21 protein-coding genes and 1 riboswitch are annotated in these 22,245 nt (G+C 37.2%); of the genes, 6 read left to right on the forward strand and 15 right to left on the reverse strand.

What is annotated here, in order from left to right; genetic code table 11:
• Positions 1 to 1,464 (forward strand): cardiolipin synthase (cls, locus tag J5G60_RS04190; protein ID WP_207876513.1); only part of this gene is annotated, 1,464 nt, incomplete at its 5' end.
• Between the two features lie 40 nt (positions 1,465 to 1,504).
• Here cls and J5G60_RS04195 read toward each other — a convergent pair.
• The 3 genes from J5G60_RS04195 to J5G60_RS04205 form a co-directional block, all read right to left on the reverse strand.
• Positions 1,505 to 2,245 carry an AIR synthase related protein gene (locus J5G60_RS04195; protein ID WP_150356591.1) on the reverse strand — a complete coding sequence of 247 codons (741 nt, stop codon included), beginning with the start codon at positions 2,243 to 2,245 and terminating at the stop codon, positions 1,505 to 1,507.
• Positions 2,236 to 2,721, reverse strand: a complete 486-nt coding sequence (locus J5G60_RS04200) for an ECF transporter S component (RefSeq protein WP_150356592.1) — start codon at positions 2,719 to 2,721, stop codon at positions 2,236 to 2,238. The genes J5G60_RS04195 and J5G60_RS04200 overlap by 10 nt, the downstream gene beginning before the upstream one ends.
• Before the next feature lie 84 nt (positions 2,722 to 2,805).
• The gene (locus J5G60_RS04205; protein WP_236035137.1) at positions 2,806 to 3,468 is read right to left on the reverse strand and encodes a LysM peptidoglycan-binding domain-containing protein; all 663 of its coding nucleotides are present in this window, start codon (positions 3,466 to 3,468) and stop codon (positions 2,806 to 2,808) included.
• Positions 3,469 to 3,638: 170 nt separating this feature from the next.
• On the opposite strand from J5G60_RS04205, the gene J5G60_RS04210 reads away from it, so the two are divergent.
• From J5G60_RS04210 to bioB, 3 genes are all read left to right on the forward strand, one after another.
• Positions 3,639 to 4,166, forward strand: coding sequence for an RNA polymerase sigma factor (locus J5G60_RS04210; protein WP_150356594.1), 528 nt, complete (start codon positions 3,639 to 3,641; stop codon positions 4,164 to 4,166).
• Between the two features lie 19 nt (positions 4,167 to 4,185).
• Complete coding sequence (locus tag J5G60_RS04215) at positions 4,186 to 5,850, forward strand: LolA family protein (protein WP_150356595.1); 1,665 nt, start codon at positions 4,186 to 4,188, stop codon at positions 5,848 to 5,850.
• A 244-nt stretch (positions 5,851 to 6,094) separates the two neighbouring features.
• On the forward strand, positions 6,095 to 7,081 hold the full coding sequence (bioB, locus tag J5G60_RS04220) for a biotin synthase BioB (protein ID WP_150356596.1): 987 nt from the start codon (positions 6,095 to 6,097) through the stop codon (positions 7,079 to 7,081).
• A gap of 121 nt (positions 7,082 to 7,202) precedes the next feature.
• On the opposite strand, the gene J5G60_RS04225 is transcribed toward bioB, so the two are convergent.
• The 8 genes from J5G60_RS04225 to J5G60_RS04260 all read right to left on the reverse strand — a co-directional run bounded on the left by J5G60_RS04225 (position 7,203) and on the right by J5G60_RS04260 (position 15,676).
• Complete coding sequence (locus tag J5G60_RS04225) at positions 7,203 to 7,502, reverse strand: AtuA-related protein (protein WP_150356597.1); 300 nt, start codon at positions 7,500 to 7,502, stop codon at positions 7,203 to 7,205.
• 2 nt (positions 7,503 to 7,504) lie between these two features.
• On the reverse strand, positions 7,505 to 8,860 hold the full coding sequence (locus J5G60_RS04230; protein WP_150356598.1) for an acyclic terpene utilization AtuA family protein: 1,356 nt from the start codon (positions 8,858 to 8,860) through the stop codon (positions 7,505 to 7,507).
• 116 nt (positions 8,861 to 8,976) lie between these two features.
• A complete protein-coding gene (locus tag J5G60_RS04235) occupies positions 8,977 to 10,344 on the reverse strand; it encodes a tripartite tricarboxylate transporter permease (RefSeq protein WP_150356599.1) in 1,368 nt (455 codons plus the stop codon).
• 20 nt (positions 10,345 to 10,364) lie between these two features.
• Complete coding sequence (locus tag J5G60_RS04240) at positions 10,365 to 10,778, reverse strand: hypothetical protein (protein ID WP_150356600.1); 414 nt, start codon at positions 10,776 to 10,778, stop codon at positions 10,365 to 10,367.
• A gap of 126 nt (positions 10,779 to 10,904) precedes the next feature.
• Positions 10,905 to 12,167 carry a hydroxymethylglutaryl-CoA reductase, degradative gene (locus tag J5G60_RS04245; RefSeq protein ID WP_150356601.1) on the reverse strand — a complete coding sequence of 421 codons (1,263 nt, stop codon included), beginning with the start codon at positions 12,165 to 12,167 and terminating at the stop codon, positions 10,905 to 10,907.
• Positions 12,168 to 12,230: 63 nt separating this feature from the next.
• Positions 12,231 to 12,551, reverse strand: a complete 321-nt coding sequence (locus J5G60_RS04250) for an AtuA-related protein (protein ID WP_150356602.1) — start codon at positions 12,549 to 12,551, stop codon at positions 12,231 to 12,233.
• Positions 12,552 to 13,925 carry an acyclic terpene utilization AtuA family protein gene (locus tag J5G60_RS04255; RefSeq protein ID WP_150356603.1) on the reverse strand — a complete coding sequence of 458 codons (1,374 nt, stop codon included), beginning with the start codon at positions 13,923 to 13,925 and terminating at the stop codon, positions 12,552 to 12,554.
• 188 nt (positions 13,926 to 14,113) lie between these two features.
• Positions 14,114 to 15,676, reverse strand: a complete 1,563-nt coding sequence (locus J5G60_RS04260) for a sigma-54 interaction domain-containing protein (RefSeq protein WP_150356604.1) — start codon at positions 15,674 to 15,676, stop codon at positions 14,114 to 14,116.
• 211 nt (positions 15,677 to 15,887) lie between these two features.
• On the opposite strand from J5G60_RS04260, the gene J5G60_RS04265 reads away from it, so the two are divergent.
• Entirely contained in the window at positions 15,888 to 17,672 is a 1,785-nt protein-coding gene (locus J5G60_RS04265; RefSeq protein WP_150356605.1) for a serine hydrolase, read from the forward strand.
• Between the two features lie 12 nt (positions 17,673 to 17,684).
• Positions 17,685 to 18,719 (forward strand): L-threonylcarbamoyladenylate synthase, encoded by a 1,035-nt coding sequence (locus J5G60_RS04270; protein WP_190972187.1) that lies wholly within the window; start codon positions 17,685 to 17,687, stop codon positions 18,717 to 18,719.
• A 118-nt stretch (positions 18,720 to 18,837) separates the two neighbouring features.
• On the opposite strand, the gene J5G60_RS04275 is transcribed toward J5G60_RS04270, so the two are convergent.
• From J5G60_RS04275 to J5G60_RS04290, 4 genes are read right to left on the reverse strand one after another with little or no spacing between them, the layout of a single operon-like run.
• Positions 18,838 to 19,587 carry an ABC transporter ATP-binding protein gene (locus J5G60_RS04275; protein ID WP_190972188.1) on the reverse strand — a complete coding sequence of 250 codons (750 nt, stop codon included), beginning with the start codon at positions 19,585 to 19,587 and terminating at the stop codon, positions 18,838 to 18,840.
• Positions 19,556 to 20,560, reverse strand: a complete 1,005-nt coding sequence (locus J5G60_RS04280; protein WP_150356607.1) for an ABC transporter substrate-binding protein — start codon at positions 20,558 to 20,560, stop codon at positions 19,556 to 19,558. The genes J5G60_RS04275 and J5G60_RS04280 overlap by 32 nt, the downstream gene beginning before the upstream one ends.
• 13 nt (positions 20,561 to 20,573) lie before the next feature.
• Positions 20,574 to 21,326: an ABC transporter permease gene (locus tag J5G60_RS04285; protein WP_150356608.1), complete on the reverse strand. Its 753-nt coding sequence runs from the start codon at positions 21,324 to 21,326 to the stop codon at positions 20,574 to 20,576.
• A gap of 16 nt (positions 21,327 to 21,342) precedes the next feature.
• Entirely contained in the window at positions 21,343 to 22,077 is a 735-nt protein-coding gene (locus J5G60_RS04290) for a TatD family hydrolase (protein WP_150356609.1), read from the reverse strand.
• Positions 22,078 to 22,143: 66 nt separating this feature from the next.
• Positions 22,144 to 22,245: riboswitch (TPP riboswitch) on the reverse strand.

Raw genomic sequence — 22,245 nt, forward strand, 5'->3', positions numbered from 1 at the left:
ATATTTCAATTTATAGCTATAGTACTTATATACAATATATTCAACATATTTTTTATATACTATTTTATATTTTTCGAAATTGTAAGTGCTATTTCTGTAATTCATTTGAATTATAAGGATAAAAACACATCTTATAAAATCAGCTGGATTGCTTTGATATTACTGATTCCAGTAGTAGGAGTTATTATATATATTCTATCCAGAATTGGAATCAAACGCAATTTCAATAAAATGAATAAAGTAGAGCTGGATGAAAAGATATTTCCCGAAGAAGATAAAACCATGCTTTCACAGTTGAAAGTAAATAATAAAACCCGATACAATCAGACAAGGCTGATCAAAAATATAAGCGGATATGGAGTCTATTTCAATACAAAAGCAATTTATTTTCCTTCGGGAAAAAGCATGTACAAAAAATTACTGGAAGAATTAAAAAAAGCCGATAAATTTATATTTCTTGAATACTTTATAATCTCCAGAGGAAAAATGTGGGATGAAATCTTCGAAATACTAAAACAAAAATCACAAAATGGAGTAGAGGTCAGGATTCTGGTGGATTATATAGGATCAATGTTCGTTCTTCCAAAGGATTTTGAAAACTCCCTGAAAAAATATAATATAAAATACAAGATATTCAACCCTATAAAAATGCTATTGAATGTCATGTTAAACTACAGAGATCATAGAAAAATGGCAGTAATTGATGGAAAAGTTGCTTTTACCGGAGGAATGAACATAGGAGACGAATATATAAATCTGTATAAAAAATACGGTTACTGGAAGGATATGGGAGTGTATCTTAAAGGAGATGCAGTTTACAGTTTTACATCCATGTTTTTAAGAATGTGGCAGTCAATAACAAAAAAGAGAGAGGATTTTCAAAAATACAAGTTTGAAAGTAAATTCAATGGATATACGGGTATTGTAGCACCCTATAACAGCAGCCCGGAAGAAAGCAACGATGTGGCACAGGATGTATATTTGAGCATCATAGACAGTGCTAAAAATTATATCTATATCACAACCCCTTACCTTGTAATAGGTTATGAAATGATACTGGCGCTTTCTCTGGCCGCAAAAAGAGGGGTTGATGTGAGAATAATAACCCCCTCCATACCTGACAAAAAGACCATACAAGTTCTTACAAGATCCCATTATGACAAACTCCTTGATTCAGGAGTGAAGATATATGAATACACACCAGGATTCATTCATGGGAAGACCCTTATCTCTGATGGAGAATGTGCCGTAGTGGGAACCATAAACATGGATTATAGGAGCTTATATCTACATTTTGAATGTGCCGTGTACATGTATGATGTTTCAATAATAGATGATATTTACAATGATTTCATAAATACCATGGGTCAATGCAAAAAAATAGAAAAGGAAGTCTGGGAAAAAAGATGCTTTTTAAAAAAGATATTAGAATCCATTCTCAGAATGTTTGCTCCATTAGCGTAGGGTCAGACCCCCTTACATTTTTTGTAAGGGGGTCTGACCCCTAAAACAAATATCCTACGATATGCGTTTCCTGTATATTCTTCAATATATCTTCTGCACCTCTACTGTCCACTGCCGCAATCACTGAAGTCTCCGGTCCTCCTGACTTTTTAACATCTACACCACAGTCTTTTTTCATATGGTACTTTAAATTATTGCACAATGCAAGCTGCTCAGCCTCATAGGCTATTCCCCTGGATCCTACTGGAACCATTTCATATACAAAATCATTCTGCAATAACCTATACACCGTTTCATAATTGATTATTTCCCTATCACCATTTAAATTTACCTCATCTCCCACTTTCGGCATACCTATGCATATTATCACCGCTTCCCCCTTTACATTATTTACTTTTAAATCCTCAGAAGCCGCCAAACCCACTGCAGTTACCCCAAGACCTGTAGAAATAGTAGTAAAATTTTCTTCTGTGCTGCCTGTCAAGATCACATCTCTAAATCCTGCATATTTTATCTCTTCTTTTATCCCTTTAATTATCTCCACTCCCGTATTATCCATCTCATTGCAAATAGTATTTGTAATGGTGACGACTTGTGCCCCTGAACAGATCACTTCCAGCAGAACTACTCTGGCAGTATACCTTCCCACATAAAAAGGTGGTACTTTAAATACATCTCCCTTTTTAATTCCAATACCCCCGCAGCTGTCACAGGCTATGACCATAGTCCTAATTTCATCCAATTTTATCAAGCTCAAATCCCTTACCTTCTTTATTTCCATCGTTTTATACTTCCCGGTAAAAATTTATATACGACATGTGCTATTAAAATATTCAGTGCAGCCGCCAGTATTAACAGCGGAAGCATGGCCAGAACAGCTTTTCCCATTATAGGTATGAGCATAAATACGGATAACGGGCCGTTAATCAAAATTCCAACTACCCCCGATAATATTATTGCCATTATTTCTTTGGATCTGGAAAAAATTTTATATACTATTCCGAATAAAAACATGGTAAGTGCCATATCTACCATGACTATGATATGTATTGGCAGGCTAAGCGGAAAGCCGCTGACAGCTGCCGTCAATAGATGCCCGATTGCACCTATTACCGCTCCATACAAAGGCCCCATAATCAATGTGCCCAGAAATCCTGCAGTAGAATCAAAAGCTATACTTCCAGCAATTTTTATATTGGCACCTATAAAACTCAATGCTATAAAAAGTGCCAGTACAACCAATTTTTTTGTTTTCATAATCTTATCATCCCCTTTCTTCCATTATAAGTGAATTAGGGAAAAAATGCACTGGTTTTAATTGGCCAATGCATCAATTTCATATTAAGTTACAGGTACTCTATACCCAAAAGAATGCCATACTCCAAAATTATCCTTTACATTTATGCCTCTCTGACCTCCTGAAGCCGCATCAGCATAATAAGGATAATTTTTACCTTCCGTATAATGCCCCACATAGTCACCAGAAATATTTACAGGTACCGCATCAAAACGTATTTGACCACTGTTCACCATAATCACAGAAGTTGTCTGAGTGGAATCCCCATAATTTGATTCATGGGTTTGCTGGACACTGCTTTCAGGTATCAGCATATCAATATCTTCCTGCATTGCTGTTACAGTTTCCCCACAATTTGAGGATCCTCCATTTCCCGACGGTATGCATAGACGCTGGCCTACCCGCAGATAATTTGGATCAACACCTGGATTCGCATCTAAAATGCTTTCTACACTTACATTGTATTCCCGGGCAATTTTATATAGAGTATCCCCAGGGCGAATTATTCTTGGAGTATAGTTTGGCAAACAAGCTGGTATACATATAATCTGACCTACCCGCAGGTAGTATGGATTTATTCCCGGATTCGCCGCAAGTATCCTCTCAAGGCTCACTTCCAATCTCTGTGAAATATTGTATAAAGTATCACCTGGCTGTATAGTATAAGGATAATGATTTGCAGAACACTGCCTATAATAATTATACATTATAAAAAATTTTTCCTTTACAATTAATTAGGGGACTTCCCTGTTTCAATTTATCCAGAAGACCCCTTCCCATATATACTATGAAATAAAATAACAAAATGTAACTTTTATATCCTTTCTAACGTCATTATTATTGTAAACATGTAACCATGAGAGGGGGACTTCATCTTATGAAGGAGGGTGAAAAGAACATTAAAGCAGAGGACATATCATATATTGAAAAAATGTGTGCGGATACCTGGAAATCATTATACCGTTTTATATATTTTAAAGTTCAGAATCGCGAAGAAGCTGAAGATATTACCCAGGAAACCTACTGTAAGGCTATTTTATATATGAAAAAAAGCAATGTGAGGATAGATAAATCCATGGGCTTTTTAAAAACCGTTTCATTAAATATATTGAGAGATAGGTGGCGTAAAAGCAAACGTCAAGGTAAAACAGTCAATTTTGACGATATAAATCCGGAAATGACAGCAATAGAAGATTACACAGAAAATATAGCACAGCGTGAAATTATACAAAATGCATTAAAAATTTTAAATAAAGATCAACGTACTGTCATTGAACTCAGGATATTAAAAGGATGCTCGGTAGCTGACACTGCCAGACTGATGAATAAAAAAGGAAGCACTATCAGAGTCATGCAATACAGGGCATTACAAGCCCTTAACAAAATTATAAAGGAAAAACATTGAGTATTGGAGGTGTGTGTACATGAATGAAAACGAAAAAAAGTTGTCAGATTATATTGACAGTTTAAATAAAGAAAAAAAACCTAGAGAACACGAAAATATGACTGAAGCACCTGAAATGGAAGAACTTTTTAAAACCGTAAGGTTGGTACGCAGTTTAAAGGAACCAAGTCTTCCAGAAGATGAATATGGGGAAAAATTGGCTGAAGCTGCAGGTAATAGGCTTTTATATATAAAGAATTCAAGGAAAAAAAGGAAAAAGTGGCTTCTGACAATAGCTTCTGCTGCAGCTGTTGCATTAATAATCATTTTGAATCTTACACTGCCTTTTGGCAGGAACAATATGACCTATGCAATGGAAAAAGCTTTCGAAGAGGTAAAAGCATATCATGGATTCCTTGAGATCGTAGAAATCAATGGAGCTGGAAAATCCATCATGCAGTCAAAAATGGAAGTATGGGCTGACAGGGAAGGAAGATATTACGTTAAAGGACTGGATGGCCCGCAAAAAAATTTGATTACTGTAAATAACGGCCAGAACAAATGGCAGATACAGCCTGAACAAAAGGAAGTGAATATATTTTCTGCTTTTCCCGATTCCTACAGCTTTACATTTGAAATAGGAAAAGAAATAGATGATGTGAAAAACGCACTCAAGACTAAAATAATAGGTGATGGCACCATTTCTGGAAGATCTGCCACTATAATGGAAGTAACCCCTCAAGGAGGAAGCCCATATAAAATATGGGTGGATAAGGATACTAAAATGCCGCTTCAAAAACAGACTTCCATGGAAAATTCCATTCAATACAAAATGTATTATACAAGTATCGGTTTTACAAATAGTATTCCTAAAAAACTTTTATCCTATACTTTACCAGAAGGCTTCAAAGAAATAGATACAAATTCACAGCAAATTGTAGGAAGCCTGGAGGATGCCAAAAAAATTACAGGTTTTACACCTAAAGTTCCTAAAAATATACCTGCATCATTTACCCAGGATAATATAACAGTAGCCAGCGATTCCAAAGTTGTTAAGATACTTTATATTTCAATGGACAATAAAAATAAAGTTGAAATTCTGCAGAAGAAATCCTCAAGTGAATTCAAGCCAGTATCCACTGCAGTTATTGGAAGGATAAACAACAGTGCAGCAGAAATTCAGTCACCAGTACAAAATGAAGTGGGCATTCTACAGGGTATAGACTCATACGCAGGTTCAACAGATATAAATTCGGTTAGGTGGCAGCTGAATGGCTTTGAATATGCCGTAGTTGGGAATTCGTCTTTAGAAGAATTGAAATTATTCATAAAGGACCTTACCAACGGCATAGTGGACTTACCTTCATCAAAAAGAGGGAATTTAGCTAAACCTGAAGTAAAAGTTCCCGTAGATTTAAAAATAGAACAGGCAGAACAAAAAAATGCTGATAGAGGACATTCTCCATGGAAATTAGATCCTGTTTTCACATCCCAGGTTTTTGTAAGCCTTAAGATTTCACCTGAAGGCATTCAGGGTGATTATCCCATTAAATATGAAGAATTAAACGTACTAAAAAACACTGGGATAGATGCAGTAGTAGAGGTTGGTGGGAAAAATACCCCTATAAGAAAAGTATATCTAAAGAAACTTATAAGACAGGACAGTACTGGAATATGGACTGTAGTGGGATATGATCCAACTTAAATTTGCGTAAATCCTGATGTCATTCACCAGGATTTACACTTTTTATTTTAACAAAAAACTTAGTGACGGCAAAGTTAATACTATGAGCAATTAGTTATTAGTGTGTCCATCCAACCTATGTCTATACCTTTGCCAAATTTAATATTCAAAATATCTTGATATATTTTTTGTGTATTGCTATAATTATATTGTTAACCTTTATATAAAATTAAGTTCACAATAAACTGTATAAGGAGATATCTTTATGGATGAATTATGGAATGAAATACTGGAAATAGGTCAGAGGATCTTAAATGGAGGAAATATCACCAGGAAAGAAGCTGAAGCTCTGGGGAAATCCAAAGAAAGTGATATATTTTTGCTGTGCAGCTTTGCCAATAAAATAAGGGAAAAATTCAACGGAAGTGACGTGGATCTGTGCTCTGTGATAAATGCAAAATCAGGCAGCTGTCCTGAGGACTGCGCATTTTGTGCCCAATCCGCCCATCACCATACAAATGCAAAATGTTACCCACTTATAGATGAGGATAAAATTGTTGAAACCGCAATAAAACGTGAGAAGGCAGGTGCCAGGCACTGCGATATATGTACAAGCGGCCTGGGATATACCGGAAAAGAAAAGAATTTTAAGATCATATTAAACGCCTTTAGAAGGATGAAAGCAAATACCAATTTAAAGCTGTGCGCCTGTCTTGGAACTCTCACCATGGATGCAGCACAGCAGCTGGCAGATGCAGGCGTTGAACGCTACAACCACAACCTTGAGACAGCAAGAAGCTTTTTTCCTAAAATTGTTTCAACTCATAGATACGGCGAGAGAATTGATACAATACGCTATGCAAAAAAGGCCGGCATGGAAGTGTGCTCAGGAATGATCATAGGCCTCGGAGAAACCATGGAACAGCGCATTGAGCACGCATTCCTGCTAAAGGAACTGAATGTGGATGCAGTGCCTTTAAACGTATTGAACCCAGTTAAAGGCACAAGGCTCGAAAATGCAAGGCCCCTTCCTCCGCTGGAAATAATAAAAACTTTTGCCATAATGAGATTTATATTCCCTGATAAAAATTTAAGATTTGCAGGAGGAAGAGAAAAAAATCTCAAGAGTCTCCAACCTCTTGGATTTATTGCCGGCATAAACGGCATGCTGATAGGTGACTATCTGACTACAAGCGGGCAGGAGGTAAACAAGGATTTTCAAATGCTCAATGACCTGAATTTAACATATTGATGCAGCTAACGGAAAAGTGAAGAGTTAAAAATTAATAGTCTTACTAGATTTTCAGTATTTACTAAAAATCCTCATTTACTTTTAACTTTTCACTTCTCATTTTTAGCTTACCTCATCTAAATCATATATCCATGTCCAGTAAAACCGAACTCAAGCACTTTCCATGGGCATCCAGGGACAGTGACCTTGTAACCCCTCCGCCAAGAGCATCATACATGACAAAATTAAGGGCACAGATTTTGGGCAGTTCATATCTTATAACTTCTCCTTTTACTGTATCCCTAAACCAATTTTTTACTCTTTTGGCAGTGACAATTTTTTTAATCAGTTCATAATCATCATCCCTATAGGCTATAAGTGATATATTTGAAATATTTCCCTTGTCTCCCGTCCGTGAATGTGCAATATCCCTTAATTTCATTTCTATACCTCCTCATAGATCACTTTCGTGATTATATCTTTGTCAGGTACAAATATAGATGCAATTGACACTACATCCCTTGTATACTTTCTTGCTCCCCCTCCTCCTGAGGGTCCATTGGTATATAGGGCTTCAACTTCATTTCCTATCGTTTCTGCATCTTCTCTATTCAATGTTCTTGCTGCCACTCTGAGCCTTACTTCCTTAAAATCCGCTTTATTATCATTTAATATACTGCTTAAATGATTCCCATAAAGAGAGTTTACTCCTATAAAATCAATTTTCAATTCTTTTACAGGCAAATTTATATATTCAAGCCTCTTTTTTACTATTTCTCCAGCCAATCTGGCTCTGCCATAGGCTCCTGATCCCCCATAGCTTATTTCACCTTCTCCTATATAGCAATCTTTATAACCTATACTCACCTTGAATGAACCGGTTTTTTCTTTTCCACTTGCACCTTTTACTAAAACTTTATTTTTTTCAATTTCTTTCACAGTTACTTCTGAAAAATCTGCTATTACATCCGGTGTAAAATAATTTGATGGATCGTGAATCTCATACACAATCTGTTCTTTGCAGGTATGTTCAGTAACCATTCCCCCTGAATTCTCAAGCTTTGTTATAATTATATCACCATTTTCAGTTACTTCTGCTATTGGAAATCCCAAATTCCACAGCTTTGGTACATCCTTGTATCCAGGATCTGCAAAATAACCTCCTGTTATCTGACCTGCACATTCTAAAAGATGCCCTGCTAAGATACCTTTACCAAGTATTTCATAATCACTTTTGCTCCAACCGAACTCAAACATCAACGGTGCCAAAGTCAATGAAGGATCCGCCGTTCTTCCAGTTACTACAATATGTGCTCCATTATTTAAAGCTTCTATTATACCCTCTACTCCCGTATATACATTTGCTGAAATTATCTGTGATTTTATAGAGCTCAATTTTTTACTATTTTCAAGTATTTCACAATTCATATACTTGTCCACCCGATCCAAAATATCATCTCCCAGCACTGCTGCTACCTTCATTCCCCTTATTCCCATATCCCATGCAATTTCTTTTATGACTCTAACTGCAGCTGCAGGATTTGCAGAGCCCATGTTTGTTATTACCTTTACTCCCTTTTCAACACATAAAGGCAGTATTTTCCTCATACGGCACTCAAGAAACTCATTATACCCTTTATCCCCGTCAAGCAACTTCTGCTGCTGGTTAATTGCTATGGTCCTCTCCGCCAGACATTCAAATACAATATAATCTATATTTCCATTTTCCATAATTTCCAGGGCAGGTTCTATTCTATCTCCCGCAAATCCTGCACCTGAACCTATTCTTATTTTTTTCATATCACAATAACCTCCGCGAGACAATTTTTTAAAAAGACTGCTTCAAATTTTACCCTGAGCAGTCTTCTCCATAAGAAATTTTTTTAGGCAAACTCCATAGCCTAAGAATTTCTTTATTAAATTCCGAAAAGTTTAAGCACCATCCAGCTGGATGCATAATAAGTCATGTACTGCACTCCGGTATGTACACCGAAGAACCTGTTTAATATACCTCCAAAGATACCGATTGTAATTGAAATTCCGACTCCTACAAGACCAGCTTCATAAAAAGATAAAACCGTTATCAATCCTACAAACATGCAGATTATAGCTTCCTGACTGACATTTCTTAAAACCCATGCACTTGCCGTTCTGGCATAATTCATAGATAATGGATAAGCTATGATGTAAGCTGTTATAATTCCTACCAGTCCATATAATGCAAATTGTCCCGGTGTCAACAGATTATGCAAATTGTGAACAGGCTGACTTGAAAACACAGGAGGGGCATTGAACAGTGGACCTGCCGGTCCAAGTCCTACCGGGCTAAGCGGTATTCCAAAAGCTATTAGTGGGATCAATGTCTCAGCTACATAAGTTGCTTCAGTTACAGCATTCATCACACTCAGACAGGTTGTCAGACGCTGGTATAAACTCTTTACTTTAGATGCCACTACTTCTCCAATCATTACTGTCATGCCTACAGGACTGAATGTAAAAGTAAGAGCAGAAATGCCGGCTCCCGCACAGGTATATGCAGCTTGTCTACGTGTTAGTATTTTAAGTGGATTAGGGAAATAACCCTTCCATGTCTTGAGTTCAGGAGCCAGCCAGAATTCTCTTGGTGAACTTTTAAGAATTGAACCATGGGTCACTGGTGATAAAAGAGTAATTATATCGGCAAACATGGGTCCGATGGCAATCCCGAGAAAGATTCCTATGGAAATACTTTGATGACCGGCACTGGCCAATTTAATAACACCCTGTAGAAATACGGCAAAAGGTATAAGCACAAATACACTGGCCCATTTACCTTTAGATGTATAAGCTATTATAATTGCCGCAATTGTAAAAATAACAGGTGCCCAAACTTCTACTATATGGGAAAATGGAGCAAGTAATGTGGCAAATCCAACTGAAATAGGCAGTGCAATAATCGCTCCAATAATTGCCCCGGAAATCATCTTGCGGAGGGCAACATGGGGAACTCCCAATCGCCTTAAAACATTTGCATATTCCAGAAGCGGAACGGCCATGGTATCTCCAGGCACACCCATTAAAGCTGTTGGAATGGCATGAGTCATATGTTTGGAAACGGCTCCACCGATAAAAAATGAAAATATACCTACAGGCGGAAATCCAAGTAAAATGATCAACAGCGTTATTGGCGCAACTGTGGCAGTTTCATCAGTTCCAGATATAAGTCCTATAAATGAGAAGATCACGCTGCCAAGAAGTGCACTTCCAACACCCCATAGTACATTGTGCAAAAGCAATGCATTCATAGTTTATCATCTCCTTTTCTTCATTTATTTTCTTTTTCTCCAGCAAATAGTTCATACAACTGGAGGCTTTTCATTTCTTCTATAACCTCATCTTCTACTGTCTTCAACTCTTCTCTTTCTTTATCCAGATCTATGTCGAGCTCTTTTAACACCAAATTCCGGTCTTCTTCAGAAAAATTTTTTTCCTGAAGGATACGTTTTGGCTTAAATAATTTAGCCGATATAAATGCACTTAGTAGAGAAGATAACATACCAATCAACAGTGCATAAGCTTTACACAGTTTCAATGGCGTTTGCGGAAAATGTACTTGAATAAAACTCAGGCTTAAGATAAAACATGGTAAACTAATAGCTATGCCAATAATAATTGCAAAAAAGAGATGTCTAACATTTACTGTATCGCCCCATATATCTGCATAAATTTTCTTTTCCATAAAATTAACCTCCATAATTAAATTGATAATGTTATTTTCTTGTATAAGTAAATATTCATTTACTTATACAAGATAGCTAATGCTAAGAGCTTAAATGCTAGAGACAAATTATATCAAGTGATATTTTTACTTAGAATATTTCTTCATAAGCTCCTGGGCATATTCCAGTCTTACGTTCTTTTCTTCAACCATCTTCTTTACAATCTTTTCAAGAATTTCACCTTTTGCACCTGCGACAGAAGCTATATTTCTGGCATGAAGAGACATATGCCCTCTTTGGATACCCTCTGTAGCCAAAGCCTTGATAGCTGCAAGATTCTGTGCCAATCCCACTGAAGCAATGATCTCTCCAAGCTCTACAGCATTTTTGACACCCAGCATCTTCACTGCAACTTTGGCTGTAGGATGAATTTTCGTAGCACCTCCTACAAGACCAACTGCCATGGGGATTTCAATTGTGCCCACAAGATCTCCATTTTCATTCTTCTCCCAAGTTGTAAGGGATGTATACCTTCCTGAACGTGAGGCATAAGCATGGGCACCTGACTCTATTGCCCTTGTATCATTACCAGTAGCTGTTACCACAGGGATAATTCCATTCATAATCCCCTTGTTATGGGTAGCTGCCCTATACGGATCTGCTGCAGCAAAGGCATATGCGGTTATTATCTTGTCAACAACTTCTTCTCCACCTAAAGTCTCTTTTTTAATTGTCACCCTCGAACGAACAAGTCTGTGTACCGCCAGGTTAGACAAAATTCTCAAATATACCTTGCCTCCTGTAATTTTTTCAATAAAAGGTGCAACAGTTTCGGCCATTGTATTGACGGCATTTGCACCCATGGCATCCAGGGTGTTGACTTCAAGGTGAACAACAAGCATTTCCCCTACGCTGGATTGAATAACCCTGACTTCAATATCCCGAACACCGCCTCCGAATTTAACCAAGACAGGATCCTTGGAATCACAGATTTCAATTATTTTATCCTTGTTCTCGTAAATCTTCATTTTCGCATAATTTGGATCCGCCACATCAATAACCTGAATCTGGGCAATCATAATGGAGCCTGTATTGCTTGCAAAAAAGCCTCCAGTCTCCCTGGCCATCTTAGCTGCATTACTGGCAGCAGCAACCACAGAAGGTTCTTCAATTACCATAGGTATAACATAGTCCTTACCGTTTATGATAAAATTAAGGGCAACTCCCATGGGAAGCTGAAAAGTGCCAATTACATTTTCAATCATATGATCTGCTTTATCTATATCAAGTGCACCTGGCTCTCTTATAATCTTTTGCTCCTCTTCTGAAATTCCCGTAAATTCACTTACTTCCTTAAGCCTTTCCTCTGGTGAAAGTTTGTAAAACCCCGAATAACTGCTTGTTTTCATTTTCCCCATCCTTTCAAATCCAATGATAATTTACTTATCTTTTATCAGCCGTCTGCTTACAGATTACTCCTCTGTATCAATCTTCATCCTCATAAAGGCAGAACCCATTGATTTCCCAAGAGAGTCCAACCTTATGGAAAGAGTTGCCCCTCCACCCAGTGCATGTTTCATCACAAAATTAAATCCCTTTAGAGTATCCACATCATACCTTACAATTTCTCCTTTTACCATATCCCCAAAATGTTCTTTTACCTTTTCTACCGTCAGGACCCTTTTCAAAAACTCATAGTCTTTGGGATCACGGGCAAATACACATACATTGCTTGTATCACCTTTATCCCCAGATCTTCCATGAGCCAGCTCCTTCAAATATACCTGAGCCATTTACTTCACCTCCAAAATATTTGACGTCAATTTCACTACATCTCTTGGGACAAGTGTAGGCCATAGGCCTATAACTTCCCTAACTTTAGCTCTTCCTCCAAAAAAGCTTGCTCCTGGAGGGCCATTTAGCTGCAGTGGAGAAATTTCAGGAATTATTTTATAGGCCTCCGATTTATCCAAAGTGCGTATGGCAATTCTTAAAACCACTTCATTCATATTTTTAACCAGTTCAGGATCCATGTTTGCAACATTTAAATGAAGTGCATTGAGTCCTAGATAATCTATTCTTATTTCCTCTGATTTTAAATTTTTGCGTTTCATCTTCTTCATCAGTATTTCTGCTGCATATTTTGCTTTTTCATAGGCATCCGGCCAAGCAAAGCTCAAATAGGTCTCCACTTTATAGCCTGCATGATATCCAACACACAACTTTAACTGGTCAGGACGTTTTTTGCCTTTTATTCCTGCGACTTCAACTCTGTTGTCACCATCCTGAGTAAGAGTGGCTTGGCTGATGTCAACTGTAACATCCGGAGTAATGTAATTGGCAGGATCATGCACCTCATACAAAAACTGTTCTTTACAGGACTGTTCACAAACAATACCACCGCAGTCAGGTGCTTTTGTTATATGAAGTTTATCCTCTGTAATTTCTGCAATAGGAAATCCCAGTTCATCCATCCTCGGGACTCCACGCCAGTCATAATCATAGTTACCCCCGGAACCCTGCCCTCCACACTCAAGTAAATGCCCAACCATTATGCCTCTCGCAAGGTTGTCATAATCATCCTCAGCCCAGCCAAATTCATACATGAGCGGTGAGAGAAATAGAGCCGAATCCGCAGCCCTTCCTGTAACTACTATGTCAGCCCCCTGCTCCAGGCACCCTACAATGGGTTCATGACCATGATATACATTTACATTTAAAATTTTGTCCACAATATCGCGGAAGTCCCCCCCATTGTCCATATTTTTAAACTCAACACCCTGGGCAAGCAATTCAGGTATTTGTGATTTAAGATCATCTCCCAGCACATACCCAATCTTATAACCTGACATCTTCTGTTCTTTTGCAATTTCTTCAATTTTTTTTACACAGCCAAGAATATTCATTCCGCCAGCATTGGATATGATTCTGACGTTTTTTTCAAAGCTCTCTCTTCCAATTTCTCCTATCAGATTCACAAAATCCCTTGCATACCCTGCTTCCGGATTTTTGTTCTTCTGTCTTTGCATAATGGAAAGAGTTAGCTCTGCAAGATAATCACACCCCATATAATCAAGATTACCTCTCTTGACCATATGTATGGCAGCATCATTGCTATCACCCCAAAATCCCTGTCCACCACCGATACGTATTTTTTTCTTATCCATTCTGATACCTCCTTCTGCTTCGTACCATATTCAATGAGCAAGCATTATGCCAATATTTTTATTATAGTAGAAATGAGGTAGTTTAAAGGTTTTCACTTTCAACGTGAAAACCTTTTTAAATATCAGTGACAATCTTGCCACAGTTTGTATAAAAATCAGTGTTTACTTTTAGCCCTACATGTTTACTTTTAGACACTGACAATTTTGTATTCCTTTAATTTACGATAAAAAGTTCTGCGGCTGAGTCCCAACAGCCGCATGGCTTTACTTCTATTGCCATTACTTTCTGAAAGAACATCTGTAATCATCTTTTTTTCAAAACTCTTTACCGCTTCCTTTAAAGTACCATGGGTGTATTCAGATCTATTTCTCTCTTCTGTAATTTCCCCAATGGATTCTTTGATGTGGGGAGGAAGATAAACAACATCAAAGCAATCATCCAGACACATAATCACGGCATATTCAATACAGTTGCACATTTCACGAACATTGCCCGGCCAGCTGTAGGAATAGAAAAACGAGTGTACCCTTTGAGAAAAAAATACCTGCTTTCCATACTTCTTGTTGTACTTTTGCAGAAAATGATTTGCCAGCAATCCCACATCTTCACCCCGTTCTCTCAGCGGAGGCACTTTAATCTCCACAATATTCAACCTATAGTAAAGATCTCTCCTGAATTTTTTCTCCCTTACCATTCTTTCAAGGGGCTGGTTTGTTGCAGCAATCAACCTGACATTTACAGGCACATTTTTCTGTCTTCCAATTTTCTCTATCTCTCCCTCCTGCAGTACCCTCAAAAGCTTTGCCTGCATTGCCATGGGCATGTCACCTATTTCATCTAGAAACAGAGTTCCACCATTGGCCAGCTCAAATTTTCCCATCTTTCCTCCAGATTTTGCACCTGTAAAGGAGCCCTCCTCGTATCCAAAAAGTTCACTTTCGATTAAACTTTCAGGAACAGCTGCACAGTTTACAATTATCATTGGTTGAGATTTTCTCTCACTATTTGAATGTATGAGCTTCGCAATCAATTCCTTTCCAGTTCCATTTTCGCCTTCTATCAATACAGACGCTTCTGTCTTCGCCACAATCAATGCCTGTGAAACGGTTTTTAAAAAATTTGAGCTTTCTCCAATAATCTCTAGTTTCAACAATTTATTTTGCGCTTCAATCTGCTCTTTAAAGCGCAAAACAGCTTTATTTGCCTCCTCTACTTTTCTTCCCAATTTTACAATTTCAGTTGCATCTGTAAAAATCGACACAACCGCTTTCAGTTCTCCATCCTGTTCAATAGGATATATGTGCACTGAAACATATTTATCCAATGTCTTTATATACTGCTTATCTTTAATAATAGGTATTTTTGTCCTAAGTACATTCAATATCTCCGCTCCTGGCTCTACCTTCCGCATCTGTTTTCCTATAATTTTACTTATTGGAACTCCAAGGATTTTCGTATAGGCATCATTTATATAAAAAATTCTTCCTTCTGCATCAATTGCAATAACTCCCTCTTGAAATTTATCTACAATATTACTTATTATATTGGTATTTGTGCTGTTGATAAGATATCTAAACAAATCCCTGTCTATTTCTCCCACCTTATTGTCAGCATCATCTATTACTTCATAAGCTGAATTATCCCATAAGGCATGAGCAACATTTACGCTGTATATACAACAATTTTTATTTATACCATCTTTTATGCGCTTTTTCCCATTCCAGGGCACCATAATATCCTTTATCCTCATTTTTATCCCCTTTCAACAAAATAATAATTCACTATCGTAATAAACATATCTCCTGATAATAGTATATCCCGCCAACAGTACTATCTTCAAATACTAATTTGTCCCAAATCATATTTCAAAACTAACTCTATAAAAATTCACCTAAATTTAGCAGTACTACATTTTTTTATGATATGATTATAGTATCTTACTATAGAAGGAGATGATGTAAATGTTCAAAAAAGTACTTTCCTCCATGATCATGTCAATCTTTCTCATATGCTCAAGCGGAACTGCAATAAATGTGAAGGCAAACACTGCAGCAGCACCGGAGGAAGCTAAATTTACAATAAGCATTGATGGAAGCAGTATTCCATCAGAATACGTACAGCCCTATCAGGACTCAAATTCAGTAGTCATGCTCTCTCTTAACGTATTTTGTGGGAAACTAAACGGAAAACTGAATATAAAAGGTGACAGTGCCGAATTCATTACTCCGGATTATACCGTAAAACTCGAGAGTAACAATAAAAAAATACGTGTGAACAACAAAAATATCATTTTGTCAACAGCACCAGTCATCAGAACTAATTTCGTCTTTGTGCCTCTGGAATTCTTCAGCCAGATACTCGGCAAGACCATAAACTGGGACAACAATACCAGGGCTGTTAAAATATCCACCCCTGAAAAAGCACAACCTAGCCAGGAAAATTCCCAAATCTCACAGAAATTAGATACCTATTTGAACACACTTCAGAGTACGGATAATTTTCATGGAAGTGTACTTGTGGCTCAAAATGAAAAGATAATTTTGGACAAGGGCTATGGCAAATCGGACTTCGAGCAAAATATTCAAAATACACCAAATACCACATTTCCCATAGGTTCCATGACCAAACAATTTACAGCTATGGCCATAATGCAGCTGGTTGAAAGAGGATTGGTAAGCGTATCCGATCCTATCTCAAAATATATACCCGATTTTCCAAACGGAAATATCATAACAATAGAAAATCTTCTCACCCACAGCTCAGGAATTGTAAACTGTACCGACCTTCCTGAATTTTGGAACATGAGCCAGGATTCTTTAAAAGATATAAACAAGGTAATAGACCTATTTAAAAATAAACCTCTGGAATTCAAACCGGGGACCAATTTTAGCTACAGCAATTCCGGATATATTCTTCTGGGATATATAATTACAAAGGTGAGTGGAATGAGTTATGGGGATTACCTTCAAAAAAATATCTTTCAGCCGCTGGATATGAAAAATACAGGCCTGGGTTATAAAGGTACTGAAAAAATGTACTCCTCTACAGGTTACAGCGGCTACTTGGACGTTTATCCTGTAAGTGATGAAATAACACTCAGCGGGGCTTATGGTGCAGGGTGCCTGTATTCCACTACGGAAGACCTATATAAATGGGATAGAGCCCTTTACACAGAAAAAATGGTAAAGCAGTCCACATTGGATAATATATTTTCAAATCATATAGAGATGGCACCCTCTGGACCCTACTACGGATATGGTTGGATGCTCACAAGTGGAAAATACGGAAAGGAAATATACCATGGTGGAAATACAGTTGGATTTACAAGCAATATAGCCAGATATCCAGCCAAAGATCTAGCTATAATTATTCTCACCAATGTAGGGTACTACAATATAAATCCTCTAAATGACACTCTGGCGGACATAACCCTAGGTGGGAATTATAAACTTCCAAAGTCAAAGCAAGTAATTGCCATTGACAGTAAAACTCTTGACAAATACGTTGGAAACTATAAACTCAATGGGAATCTCGCAAATATCTCCATAACCGCCGACGGAAAAGCCCTCTATTATGAGCAGGACAACAGCGGTAAAAAATACCAATTGTATCCGCAGTCTCAAAATGAATTTTTCCTGAGGGTAGCAGATGTCAGCATTAAATTTAACATTGACAGTAAAAATACGGTTACAGGTATTGAATTGTATCAATTGGGACTTGAATTTCATGGAGACAAAATAAAATAGAAGGTGAAAGCTGTGAAAACAGAAATATTAAATGTTAAAGATTTAAATGTTAATTATAAAAATATCGTAAAAGGTGCAGAATATTTAAGAAAAGGTGAAGTTGTTGCAATTCCTACAGAAACTGTTTATGGATTGGCTGCAGATGCTTTTAATGAAAATGCAATAAAAAAAATATTTGAAGTTAAAGGAAGGCCACAAGATAATCCGCTACTAGTACATATATATAAATTAGAACAGGTTTATGATATATGTAAGGATATTTCAAAAGAAACCAAAAAAATATTTGACGCTTTCTGGCCAGGATCAGTAACTTTGATTTTCAACAAAAAAGACTGTATTTCAGATACAGTTACTGCAGGAATGAAAACTGTAGGAGTTAGATTTCCAGAAAGCAAGATAGCAAGGGCTATAATTAAAGAAAGCAGAACCTTATTAGTAGCTCCGTCTGCAAATTTATCAGGAAAACCATCAACTACCAGTGCAGAGCACTGCTATAATGATCTAAATGGAAAAATTCCCTGTATTTTAGATGGAGGGCCATGTTCAATTGGACTAGAATCAACAATTATAGATATGTCCACTTCAGCACCCGTGCTCCTAAGACCGGGAGCAATAAGCCTGGATGACATACGTAATGTAATTCCAAATCTTATATATAAAAAGGATTTATTGAGCGTAAAGGGAAATGAAGTTCCAAAGGCTCCAGGAATGAAATACAGGCACTACGCACCGGATGCACCAGTAACATTGGTTGAAGGCGATTATACAAAGACCTCACAGTGGATCAAAGAAAATGCGAAGGAGGACAATGCTGTAATTTGTTTCCAAGAATTTTTAAATGATTTTAAGAGCTGTCAACACATATATAGTTTAGGAAGTTTTAAAACGTTAAACACAGCAGCTCAAAAGATATTTGATCTGCTTAGAAAATGTGATAAATTGAATGTAAATCATATTTATATACAAGCTCCTAACGACAGGGGCTTAGGGAACTCTATAATCAACCGATTGGAAAAAGCAAGTGCAGGAGACATTATTCATATATAAGTTATATTGGTTATGGAAGAAAATTGGAAGCATATAGAATCACTTTATACTTCCAATTTTTTTAATAGGTCTATAAATTATCGAATTAGCTTAGATTAATGTCCATGCTGTTTGATTCCTAAAGCAACTTTAAAATATCAGCTTTCATGCTCAAAAGTTCCTGGGAAAACAACCTGTTTTCTTTATTGCCCCTGCTAAAATTCACGATTATCTCTTTTTTTACCCTGCCGGGCTTTGAAGAAAGTACATATATCCTATCTGAAAGTACAATTGCCTCTTCAATATCATGGGTTACAAAGAGTATACTCCGATGGAGCTTCTCCCTCATTTTTAAAATCCAATTCTGCATTTTTCCACGGGTTATTGAATCAAGTGCACCAAAAGGTTCATCCAAAAGCATTATCTCCTCTGAGGAGAAAAAAGTTCTCAAAAAACTGGCCCTCTGTTTCATTCCACCTGAAAGTTCATAGGGATACTTATTTTCATAACCCCCCAGTCCGAACATGTCAATGTATTTCTTTGCATCTCTCCTCGACTGTTTTTTATCATTCCCCTTTATATCAAGGGGCAGTACTACATTTGAAAGAACAGTCTTCCAGGGCAGAAGAAGATCCTTTTGCTGCATATATCCTATATCACCTTTTACAAAAACACTGCCGCTGTCCTCTTTGAGAAATCCTGTTATTATATTGAAAAGTGTGCTCTTGCCACAGCCGCTGGGCCCAAGTATGGAAACAAATTCTCCTCTTTTGAGATATAGGGTTATATCCTCAAGTATTGTCTTGTCTTCAAACTTCTTGCACACATTTTCAATCTCAACCATCATTTCATCACTATTATTTTGGCAGAAATTCATTTGTGAATGCATCACTTATTTTTAACTCCTTTTTTATAAGGCCTTTGTCCTTGAGAAATTTAGCATAACGCTGCCATACCTGGGATTTCATAACTCCCCATCGCGGTGCATCTGATACATACTGACCAGCCATATATTTCTGACTTTGAAGAGCCAGATTCTTGTCTATTTCAGGTGCATATTTTAAAAGTATATCTGCACTTTCTTCAGGATGTTTTATGGAGTATTCGTAGCCTTTGGCGGTAGCTGCCAGGAATTTTTTTACCTTTTCGGGATTCTTGCTTATAAGCTTGTTACTGCTTATAAGAATAGGTGTATAGTAGTCCAGAGCCGGATCCAGATCTTTAACGGGTATGTAATCAAGCTGCTCTCCCTTCAACTTGGCCTGTATACCTGTCCAACCCTCAAATATCCATGCAAAATCTATATTTTTCTTTGTAGCTGCAAAAAAATCGTCATTTCCGATATTCACTATCTTTACCTTGCTGAAATCTCCACCGCTCTTCTCCATTACAGCTTTAAGCACTGCTTCTTCTGAAGGTGATCCCCATCCTCCATATACTTTTCCCTCAAAATCTTTAGGGGTTTTTATATTTTTGCTCTTAGGTGCGGCAAAACCGGAAGTGTTGTGCTGTATTATTGTGGCAATGGCTTTTACAGGAAGAGGATTGTTACTTGTAAGTGCATAGGTGACATCTTCCTGATAGCTCACTCCAAAATCACCTTTTCCAGCAGCTATAAGATTTGTAACACTTCCTTCTGAAGGCTGAACTATTTTCACATCCAGTCCCTCATCTTTATAATATCCTTTATTTAGGGCCACATACAATCCGGTGTGATTTGTATTTGGAGTCCAGTCCAGTATGACAGTGGTCTTATCCAGGGAATTTGATGTATCCTTTTTATCGCTTGTTCCACATCCTGATATAGCAATTACACTTATAAAAACAGCCAGTATCAACAATATAAATTTACTTTTTCTCATTATTATCCCCCTCTTATTTCCAATGTATTATTTTTTTACCTATAAAGTCTATGATATAGATTATCGCAATGCTCACTACAACAATAACCAGAATTGAGGCAAATACCTTATCAAGCTGGTAGGCATTCTTGGCCCTCACCATATATACACCTATTCCGCTGTCTCCTCCCAGCCATTCGCCTATAATTGCAGACATTATCATGTAAGTTGCAGCAATCTTCAAACCTGAAAAAAAGTTGACCAGAGCATAGGGAAGTTTAAGATGGTAAAATATCTGAAGTTTGGAAGCCTTCATATTATGAAATAGATTTATGTAATCCACATCTATCTTTTCAAGACCGTCTACAAGACTTACAACTATGGGAAAAAAGCATACCGTTATCACAACTATTATCTTGGGAAGTGCTCCAAATCCGAACCATATTATAAAAAGCGGTGCTATAGCTATAGTTGGAATGGTCTGGGATATGAGCAAAATAGGATATAGTGATTTCTTAACTGTATGAAAACTGTCCATTATTATGGCCAATATAAAAGAAAGCACTATGGATATAAAAAATCCTACAAAAGATTCATAAAGCGTTGTTTCCGCATTTTCCATTATGTTTCTAAAATCCAAAACGAGGGTCTTTATAATATTTGACGGCGAGGGAAGGATATAGGGTTGTATATACTGAAGACCCACCACCATCTGCCATAAAGCCACTACTACTGCTATGGTTATCACCGGGTACATCTTATTTTGAATATTTCCTGATTCTTTCATTCTAAACACCTTAAATTCACAATTTCAATCTGTTGAAATTACTGGATATTTTATTTTTTAACTCTTCATACTGAATTCCCTTTATGTTTGAGATTTTTCTGACAATGCCTTCAACTTCCCAGGGATATCCATACCGTTTATTCACCCACTCAAGGGAGTCGGGTCCATCTGTTTCCGTCAATATTCTGTCCAGGGGGAGAATATTGACTATTTCATCTGTAATCCTGGAATAGCCTATATCAACGCTTATGGTGAAAAAGCAACCACATTTTAAAAGCTCCTTGAGCACATCCATATCACCGCTGTACCAGTGAATTATCGGTGTTCTCAATTTATACCTTTTTATATATTCCAGTATCTTATTTTCTGCTCCCTTGGTATGGATATTGGTTATCTTGTCATATCGTCTGGCCCTACTCAAAAAGTATTCAAATACCATGTCCATTTTGGGATATTTTTCTCTCTCCGGTACCCAGTAATAGTCAAGACCTATTTCCCCTAAAGCCTTACACTCCTTTATACAATCATCAAACCTATCCAGATTACCATAATTTTTATGTGCTTCCCAGGGATGTATTCCAAAACAGGGTATTATATTCTCATTCTCTTCACTTATCTTTTTCGTAAAAATATAACTTTTCAGGTTCATGGAGCATCCCAGTGTCTTGATATCATCTTTTCTTATAATATCAAGAGCTTTCTTTAAGTTTTCTCCATAAAAATCCATATGATTGTGGGCATCAACAAACATTTCAATTATCTCCCATATAACTTTGACAAAAAACAAAAGCACTATCACAAATAGTGCTTCAGGATACAAATTACAAAGCGGTTTCCCTACGTCGGCGCTGCCCGAATCAGGTTCAAAGGGTTAAAGTTTTCACTTTTCTCAGCCGTACCGGCACCCCTGACACTACAG

Origin of the sequence: Clostridium sp. HV4-5-A1G (genome assembly GCF_900184915.1) — a bacterium.
GTDB classification, from domain to species: Bacteria; Bacillota; Clostridia; order Clostridiales; family Clostridiaceae; genus Clostridium_B; species Clostridium_B aromativorans.